We start from the raw sequence: 8,394 nt of genomic DNA, 5'->3' as shown, positions 1-8,394 counted from the left end.
TCCCGGCCCGTCGGCGTGCCCGCGATCGTGGTCGAGGACGTGCAGACCGCCCTCGGCGCCCTCGCCCGCCATGTCGTACGCAGGCTCGGCGCGACCCTCGTGGCGCTGACCGGCTCCGCCGGCAAGACCAGCACCAAGGACCTCATCGCCCAGGTGCTCCGGCGCAAGGCGCCGACCGTGTTCACGCCCGGCTCGCTCAACAACGAGATCGGGCTGCCGCTGACCGCGCTGAGCGCCACCGAGGAGACGAGGTTCCTCGTGCTGGAGATGGGCGCCCGCGGCATCGGCCACATCCGCTACCTCACCGAACTGACCCCGCCGAAGGTGGGCGTCGTGCTCAACGTCGGCAGCGCCCACATCGGCGAGTTCGGCGGCCGCGAGCAGATCGCCCGGGCGAAGGGCGAGTTGGTGGAGAGCCTGCCCCCCGCCGAGGAGGGCGGCACCGCGATCCTCAACGCCGACGACCCCTTGGTACGGGCCATGGCCTCCCGTACGAAGGCGAAGGTGATCCTTTTCGGAGAGTCCGGCGAAGCGGACGTACGCGCCGAGAACGTGAGACTCACGGACAGCGGACAGCCCGCCTTCAGGCTTCACACACCCTCCGGTGCATGTGATGTGACCATGCGCCTGTACGGTGAGCACCACGTGTCGAACGCGCTCGCCGCGGCCGCCGTCGCCCATGAGACGGGCATGTCCGCGGAAGAGATCGCCACCGCGCTCTCCGAGTCGGGCTCCCTCTCCCGCTGGCGGATGGAGGTCACCGAGCGCCCGGACGGCGTGACCGTCGTCAACGACGCCTACAACGCCAACCCGGAGTCCATGCGGGCCGCCCTGCGCGCGCTCGTGGCGATGGGCCGGGGACGGCGGACCTGGGCGGTGCTCGGCAAGATGGCCGAGCTCGGGGACGAGGCGCTCGCCGAGCACGACGCGGTCGGACGGCTCGCCGTCCGGCTCAACGTCAGCAAGCTCGTCGCGGTCGGGGGCAGGGAAGCGTCCTGGCTGCAACTGGGCGCATACAACGAGGGTTCGTGGGGTGAGGAGTCGGTGCACGTGTCCGACGCACAGGCGGCAATCGACCTGTTGCGCAGCGAGTTGCGCCCGGGGGACGTCGTGCTCGTGAAGGCGTCCCGTTCGGTCGGTCTGGAGAGCGTCGCCCAGGCGCTGCTCGAGACCGGTACCGAGGGTGAGGTTGCCGCCCGATGATGAAGCAGATCCTGTTCGCGGGTGTCATTGGCCTCTTCCTGACCCTGATCGGCACCCCGCTGCTGATCAAGCTCCTGGCCCGCAAAGGCTACGGCCAGTACATCCGCGACGACGGCCCGCGCGAGCACGCCAGCAAGCGCGGTACGCCGACCATGGGCGGCATCGCCTTCATCCTGGCGACGGTCGCCGCCTACTTCCTGTCCAAGGTGATCACCTCCTGGACCACCGACAAGCCGGCCACGCCGACCTTCTCCGGGCTGCTGGTCCTCGGCCTGATGGTCGGCATGGGCCTGGTCGGCTTCCTCGACGACTACATCAAGATCGTCAAGCGCCGTTCGCTGGGTCTGCGCGCCAAGGCGAAGATGGCCGGCCAGCTGATCGTCGGCATCGGCTTCGCGGTGCTCGCGCTGCAGTTCCCCGACAACCGCGGCAACACCCCCGCCTCCACGAAGCTGTCGTTCATCACGGACTTCGGCTGGACCATCGGCCCGGTGCTGTTCGTCGTCTGGGCGCTGTTCATGATCCTCGCGATGTCGAACGGCGTGAACCTGACCGACGGTCTGGACGGTCTCGCCACCGGTGCCTCCGTCCTCGTCTTCGGCGCCTACACCTTCATCGGCGTCTGGCAGTTCCAGGAGTCCTGCGCCAACGGCGAGACGCTGACCAACCCGGGCGCCTGCTACGAGGTGCGCGACCCGCTCGACCTCGCCGTCGTCTCCGCCGCGCTGATGGGCGCCTGCCTCGGCTTCCTGTGGTGGAACACCTCCCCGGCCAAGATCTTCATGGGCGACACCGGTTCGCTCGCGCTCGGCGGTGTGCTCGCGGGTCTCGCGATCTGCTCCCGCACCGAGCTGCTGCTCGCGCTGCTGGGCGGCCTGTTCGTCCTCATCACCATGTCGGTGATCATCCAGGTCGGCTCCTTCCGGCTCACCGGCAAGCGCGTCTTCAGGATGGCGCCGCTCCAGCACCACTTCGAACTCAAGGGCTGGTCCGAAGTGCTCGTCGTGGTCCGTTTCTGGATCATTCAGGGTATCTGTGTCATTGTCGGACTCGGTATCTTCTACGCGGGATGGGCAGCGGACAAGTGACCGACTGGCAGGGGAAGAACGTCACCGTCGCGGGTCTCGGCGTCTCCGGGGTCCCGGCGGCCAGGGTCCTCAACGGCCTCGGCGCGAAGGTCACCGTCGTCAACGACGGCGACGACGAGCGGGCCCGGGCGCAGGCCGCCGAGCTGGAGGCGCTGGGCGTCGCCGTGCGCCTCGGTGACGGGGACACCCTGCCCGACGGCACGGAGCTGATCGTCACCGCGCCCGGCTGGAAGCCGGACAAGCCGCTCTTCCACGCCGCCGAGCGGGCCGGCGTCCCCGTCTGGGGCGACGTCGAACTCGCCTGGCGACTGCGCGGCCGGAACGGCAGGGAAGCAGCCCCCTGGCTCGCCGTCACCGGCACCAACGGCAAGACCACGACCGTGCAGATGCTCGCCTCCATCCTGAGGGCGGCGGGCCTGCGCACGGCGGCCGTCGGCAACATCGGCGTCTCGCTCCTCGACGCGGTCCTCGGCGAGGAGCGGTACGACGTGCTCGCCGTCGAACTCTCCAGCTACCAGCTGCACTGGGCGCCCTCCCTGCGCGCCCACTCCGCCGCCGTCCTCAACCTCGCCCCGGACCACCTCGACTGGCACGGCTCCATGGAGGCCTACGCCGCCGACAAGGGCCGTGTCTACGAGGGCAACCGCGTCGCCTGCGTCTACAACGCCGCCGACAGGGCCACCGAGGACCTGGTGCGCGCTGCGGACGTCGAGGAGGGCTGCCGGGCCGTCGGCTTCACCCTGGGCACGCCCGGCCCCTCCCAACTCGGCGTCGTGGACGGCATCCTGGTCGATCGTGCCTTCGTCGAGGACCGGCAGCACAACGCCCAGGAGCTGGCGGAGGTCTCCGACATCGGCTCGCCCGTCGCCCACCACCACCCTTCCGAGGAAGGCGCTTCGCGCCCCCGTTCCGTTGCCCCGCACAACATCGCCAACGCCCTCGCCGCGGCGGCCCTCGCCCGCGCCTACGGCGTGCCGGCGAAGGCGGTCCGGGACGGCCTGCGGGCCTTCACCCCCGACGCCCACCGCATCGCGCACGTGGCCGACGTGGACGGTGTGGCCTACGTCGACGACTCCAAGGCCACCAACACCCACGCCGCCGAGGCCTCGTTGGCGGCGTACGAGTCGATCGTGTGGATCGCGGGCGGTCTGGCGAAGGGCGCGACCTTCGACGAACTGGCCGCGGGAGCGGCGAAGCGGCTGCGCGGCGTCGTCCTCATCGGCGCCGACCGCGCCCTGATCCGCGACGCCCTCGCGCGACACGCCCCGGAAGTACCCGTCGTCGACCTCGACCGGACCGACACTGGGGCGATGCTCCAGGCCGTCCAGGAGGCGCGGCGGCTCGCACGACCCGGCGACACGGTGCTGCTGGCTCCGGCCTGTGCCTCCATGGACATGTTCGCCAACTACAACAGGCGCGGCGAGGCGTTCGCCCGGGCCGTGGCCGAACTCGGCGCCTGACCCCGGCCGCCTGCGCTGCCGGGCGACCTAGGGAGGGAGGCGTGGGACCCGTGAGCAGAGCCGGACTTGCGCGGCCGACGTACAGCGGAGGCTCAGATGCCCGGTAGCCCCGGCAGCCGTACCGGCGGCCCGCCCGCGCAGCGGACCGTCAAGCGGCCGGCCGCCGCCCGGCCGGCGCGCGAGAACCCCCTGCGGAACCTGATCGTCCGCGTGCGCAGGGCCTGGGACCGGCCGCTCACCGCCTACTACCTGATCCTCGGCGGCAGTCTGCTGATCACCGTGCTGGGGCTGGTGATGGTCTACTCGGCCTCCCAGATCACCGCGCTGCAGAAGGCGCTGCCGGGCTCGTACTTCTTCCGCAAGCAGCTGCTCGCCGCCGTGATCGGCACCGGGCTGCTGCTGGCCGCCGCCCGGATGCCGGTCAAACTGCACCGGGCCCTGGCCTACCCGATCCTGGCCGGCGCGGTGTTCCTGATGGCGCTGGTGCAGGTGCCGGGGGTAGGGATGGAGATCAACGGCAACCAGAACTGGATCTCGCTGGGCGGCTCCTTCCAGATGCAGCCCAGCGAGATCGGCAAGCTGGCACTGGTGCTGTGGGGCGCCGACCTGATCGCGCGCAAACAGGACAAGCGGCTGCTGACCCAGTGGAAGCACATGCTGGTGCCGCTCGTCCCGGTCGCCTTCATGCTGCTCGGCCTGATCATGCTGGGCGGCGACATGGGGACGGCGATCATCCTCACCGCGATCCTGTTCGGCCTGCTGTGGCTGGCGGGCGCGCCCACCCGGCTGTTCGTGGGCGTGCTGTCGCTCGCCGCCGTGATCGGTGCCGTCCTGATCCGGACCAGCCCCAACCGGCTCGACCGGTTCGCCTGCGTCGGCTCCACCGACGCGGACAAGTGCTGGCAGGCGGTGCACGGCCTCTACGCCCTGGCCTCCGGCGGACTGTTCGGCTCCGGGCTCGGCGCCGGCGTGGAGAAGTGGGGTCAACTTCCGGAGGCCCACACCGACTTCATCTTCGCCGTCACCGGTGAGGAACTGGGTCTGGCGGGCACGCTGTCCGTGCTCGCCCTGTTCGCGGCTCTAGGCTATGCGGGCATCCGCGTGGCCGGACGCACGGAGGACCCCTTCGTGAGGTACGCCGCGGGAGGCGTGACCACCTGGATCACCGCGCAGGCGGTGATCAACATCGGTGCGGTGCTCGGCCTGCTGCCGATCGCCGGCGTCCCGCTCCCGCTGTTCTCCTACGGAGGATCCGCCCTGCTGCCGACCATGTTCGCCATCGGGCTGCTGATCGCCTTCGCGCGTGACGAGCCCGCTGCGCGGGCGGCGCTTGCCATGCGGCAACCTCGCTTTGGTAGAAAGCGGGCAGGAGGCTTGGCGTCCGGCCGGAAACACGACCGCGCATCCGGTCGCGAGCCTCGGAGATGGAACACGATGCGACGGCGTGCCTCGGCGGCGCGTTCGTCCGGAGAGCGGTGAATTTCGGTGCATGTCGTACTCGCCGGCGGAGGTACCGCGGGCCACATCGAGCCCGCGCTCGCCCTCGCGGACGCCCTGCGCAGGCAGGACCCGAGCGTAGGGATCACGGCCCTGGGCACGGAGCGGGGCCTGGAGACCCGGCTCGTGCCCGAGCGGGGCTACGAGCTCGCGCTGATCCCGGCGGTGCCGCTGCCGCGCAAGCCCACCCCCGAGCTGATCACCGTCCCGGGCCGGCTGCGCGGCACGATCAAGGCGGCCGAGCAGATCCTGGAGCGCACCAAGGCCGACGCCGTGGTCGGCTTCGGCGGCTACGTCGCCCTGCCCGCCTACCTGGCCGCCAAGCGGCTCGGCGTACCCATCGTCATCCACGAGGCCAACGCCCGCCCGGGCCTGGCCAACAAGATCGGCTCGCGCTACGCCGCCCAGGTCGCCGTCTCCACCCCCGACAGCAAGCTGCGGGACGCCCGCTACATCGGGATCCCGCTGCGCCGTTCCATCGCCACCCTGGACCGGGCGGCCGTGCGCCCCGAGGCCCGCGCGGCGTTCGGGCTCGACCCCAACCTGCCCACCCTGCTGGTCTCCGGCGGTTCGCAGGGCGCCCGCCGGCTCAACGAGGTCGTCCAGCAGGCCGCGCCCCGGCTCCAGCAGGCGGGCATCCAGATCCTGCACGCGGTCGGACCGAAGAACGAACTGCCGCAGGTACAGCAGATGCCGGGAATGCCCCCCTACATCCCGGTAAGTTACCTTGATCGTATGGACCTCGCGTACGCCGCGGCCGACATGATGCTCTGCCGCGCCGGCGCGATGACCGTCGCCGAACTCTCCGCCGTCGGGCTCCCGGCCGTCTACGTCCCGCTGCCCATCGGCAACGGCGAACAGCGGCTGAACGCCCAGCCGGTGGTCAAGGCCGGCGGCGGACTGCTGGTCGACGACGCGGAACTCACCCCGGAGTGGGTGCAGCAGAACGTCCTGCCCGTGCTCGCCGATCCGCACCGGCTGTACCAGATGTCCCGCTCCGCGGGCGAGTTCGGCCGCCGGGACGCCGACGAGCTGCTCGTCGGCATGGTGTACGAGGCGATCGCCTCGCGTCATTAGGACCGCATGGACCGTATGCACGAAAGGGCTCGAGAGCGTGGCCGGACCGACCACCGCCGAACGCGGTGAACGCCAGCAGGAGTCGTCCGGCCCGCCTCGGACCCGCCGGTTCGGGCGGATGCGCCCCCGTACGATCGTCATCCTTTCGCTGACCGTGCTGCTTCTCAACGCCGGTTCGCTGTGGGTGCTGTACGGCTCCGAGTGGACGCACGTGAAGCGGGTGTCCGTCTCCGGGACGCGGGTCCTGACACCGGAGGAGGTGCGCGCCGTCGCGCGGGTGCGGCTGGGGAGCCCGTTGATTTCCGTCGACACCGACGGGGTCGCGGCCCGGCTGCGCCGCGAATTGCCCCGAATTGACTCGGTTGACGTCGAGCGCTCATGGCCCGACGGAATCGAGCTGAAAGTGGTCGAGCGCACTCCGGTCATGGTGGAGGAAAAGGGCGGAAAGTTCGTCGAAGTGGATCGCGATGGTGTCCGGTTCGCCACGGTTTCCCAGGCGCCGAAAGGTGTGCCCGTCCTGGAATTGTCGCTTTCCCGGTCGAACTCGGCGGCGGCGAGCCTGCGGCGGTTCGGCGAGGGCCGCCTCGTGCGCGAGGCGGTCACGGTCGCCGGGCGGATTCCCGCCGCGGTCGCGCGCGAGACGAGGGTCGTCAAGGTCCGCACCTACGACGACATCTCGCTGGAGTTGAGCGATGGGCGCACCGTCGCCTGGGGGAGTGGCGAGGACAGCGGCCTGAAGGCCCGCGCGCTCACCGCGCTGATGAAAGCGACGCCGGAGGCCCGGCACTTCGACGTCAGAGTGCCCACCGCCCCGGCGTCATCGGGGAGTTGACGCGCATCGGTGCAGGCCAGCACCCTGGCTGGGCACCGCTATGCCTGATCACATAGGGTGAAAAGAAAAACGGGAGGTTCGGCGTGTTCGTTGAACGGGCGCCACTTGTCGACTTAGTGTCCTGTTCCGAAGACTTCAGGGAACAGGCACACTGGTAACCCTAAACTTCAGGGTTAGGGTTCGGGTCGGCGTTCGGACCGTCCCATTCGGCATCAGTCGTCGGTTCGCGGCAAGGCCGCGGGGCGGCGACACGTAACTCGAGGCGAGAGGCCTTCGACGTGGCAGCACCGCAGAACTACCTCGCAGTCATCAAAGTCATCGGTGTCGGCGGCGGTGGTGTCAATGCCATCAACCGGATGATCGAGGTCGGTCTCAAGGGCGTCGAGTTCATCGCCATCAACACCGACGCGCAGGCGCTGTTGATGAGCGACGCCGACGTCAAGCTCGACGTCGGCCGCGAACTCACCCGCGGACTCGGCGCCGGAGCCAACCCGGCCGTCGGCCGCAAGGCCGCCGAGGACCACCGCGAGGAGATCGAGGAGGTCCTCAAGGGGGCCGACATGGTCTTCGTGACGGCCGGTGAAGGCGGCGGCACCGGTACCGGCGGCGCGCCGGTCGTGGCCAACATCGCGCGCTCGCTCGGTGCCCTCACCATCGGCGTGGTCACGCGCCCGTTCACCTTCGAGGGGCGGCGCCGCGCCAACCAGGCCGAGGACGGCATCGCCGAGCTCCGCGAAGAGGTCGACACCCTCATCGTCATCCCCAACGACCGGCTGCTGTCCATCTCGGACCGCCAGGTCAGCGTGCTCGACGCGTTCAAGTCCGCGGACCAGGTGCTGCTGTCCGGTGTGCAGGGCATCACCGACCTGATCACCACCCCCGGCCTGATCAACCTGGACTTCGCCGATGTGAAGTCGGTCATGTCCGAGGCCGGTTCGGCCCTGATGGGCATCGGTTCGGCCCGCGGCGACGACCGTGCGGTGGCCGCCGCCGAGATGGCGATCTCCTCGCCGCTCCTGGAGGCCTCCATCGACGGCGCACGGGGCGTGCTGCTGTCCATCTCCGGCGGCAGCGACCTCGGCCTGTTCGAGATCAACGAGGCCGCCCAGCTGGTCAGCGAGGCCGCGCACCCCGAGGCCAACATCATCTTCGGCGCGGTCATCGACGACGCCCTCGGCGACGAGGTCCGGGTCACCGTGATCGCCGCCGGGTTCGACGGCGGCCAGCCGCCGGCCCG

At 70.4% G+C, this 8,394-nt stretch carries 7 protein-coding genes; all 7 read left to right on the top strand.

Annotation, left to right across the window (positions count from 1 at the left end; genetic code table 11):
* A partial coding sequence (locus RH94_RS36350) for a UDP-N-acetylmuramoyl-tripeptide--D-alanyl-D-alanine ligase (RefSeq protein ID WP_234426286.1) occupies positions 1-1,203 on the top strand: 1,203 nt, incomplete at its 5' end.
* Complete coding sequence (gene mraY, locus RH94_RS36345) at positions 1,203-2,291, top strand: phospho-N-acetylmuramoyl-pentapeptide-transferase (protein ID WP_073952647.1); 1,089 nt, start codon at positions 1,203-1,205, stop codon at positions 2,289-2,291. The genes RH94_RS36350 and mraY, both read left to right, overlap by 1 nt.
* Positions 2,273-3,751, top strand: a complete 1,479-nt coding sequence (murD, locus tag RH94_RS36340; protein WP_073952543.1) for a UDP-N-acetylmuramoyl-L-alanine--D-glutamate ligase — start codon at positions 2,273-2,275, stop codon at positions 3,749-3,751. Before mraY ends, murD begins: the two co-directional genes overlap by 19 nt.
* A 96-nt stretch (positions 3,752-3,847) precedes the next feature.
* A complete protein-coding gene (ftsW, locus tag RH94_RS36335) occupies positions 3,848-5,230 on the top strand; it encodes a putative lipid II flippase FtsW (RefSeq protein ID WP_073952542.1) in 1,383 nt (460 codons plus the stop codon).
* A 6-nt stretch (positions 5,231-5,236) separates the two neighbouring features.
* The gene (murG, locus tag RH94_RS36330; protein WP_073952541.1) at positions 5,237-6,325 is read left to right on the top strand and encodes an undecaprenyldiphospho-muramoylpentapeptide beta-N-acetylglucosaminyltransferase; all 1,089 of its coding nucleotides are present in this window, start codon (positions 5,237-5,239) and stop codon (positions 6,323-6,325) included.
* 37 nt (positions 6,326-6,362) lie between these two features.
* On the top strand, positions 6,363-7,157 hold the full coding sequence (locus RH94_RS36325) for a cell division protein FtsQ/DivIB (RefSeq protein WP_073952540.1): 795 nt from the start codon (positions 6,363-6,365) through the stop codon (positions 7,155-7,157).
* A gap of 278 nt (positions 7,158-7,435) precedes the next feature.
* A partial coding sequence (ftsZ, locus tag RH94_RS36320) for a cell division protein FtsZ (RefSeq protein ID WP_234426285.1) occupies positions 7,436-8,394 on the top strand: 959 nt, incomplete at its 3' end.

It is taken from the genome of Streptomyces kebangsaanensis, assembly GCF_001906585.1.
GTDB classification, from domain to species: Bacteria; Actinomycetota; Actinomycetes; order Streptomycetales; family Streptomycetaceae; genus Streptomyces; species Streptomyces kebangsaanensis.
Note: the sequence above shows the minus strand (reverse complement) of the source record. Positions and strands in the feature narration are given on the sequence as shown.

What these genes read in the sequence shown, in the direction of transcription:
- mraY (WP_073952647.1), top strand. Translation starts at nt 1,203, where the DNA reads ATGAAGCAGATCCTGTTCGCGGGTGTCATTGGCCTCTTCCTGACCCTG.
- murD (WP_073952543.1), top strand. Translation starts at nt 2,273, where the DNA reads ATGGGCAGCGGACAAGTGACCGACTGGCAGGGGAAGAACGTCACCGTC.
- ftsW (WP_073952542.1), top strand. Translation starts at nt 3,848, where the DNA reads ATGCCCGGTAGCCCCGGCAGCCGTACCGGCGGCCCGCCCGCGCAGCGG.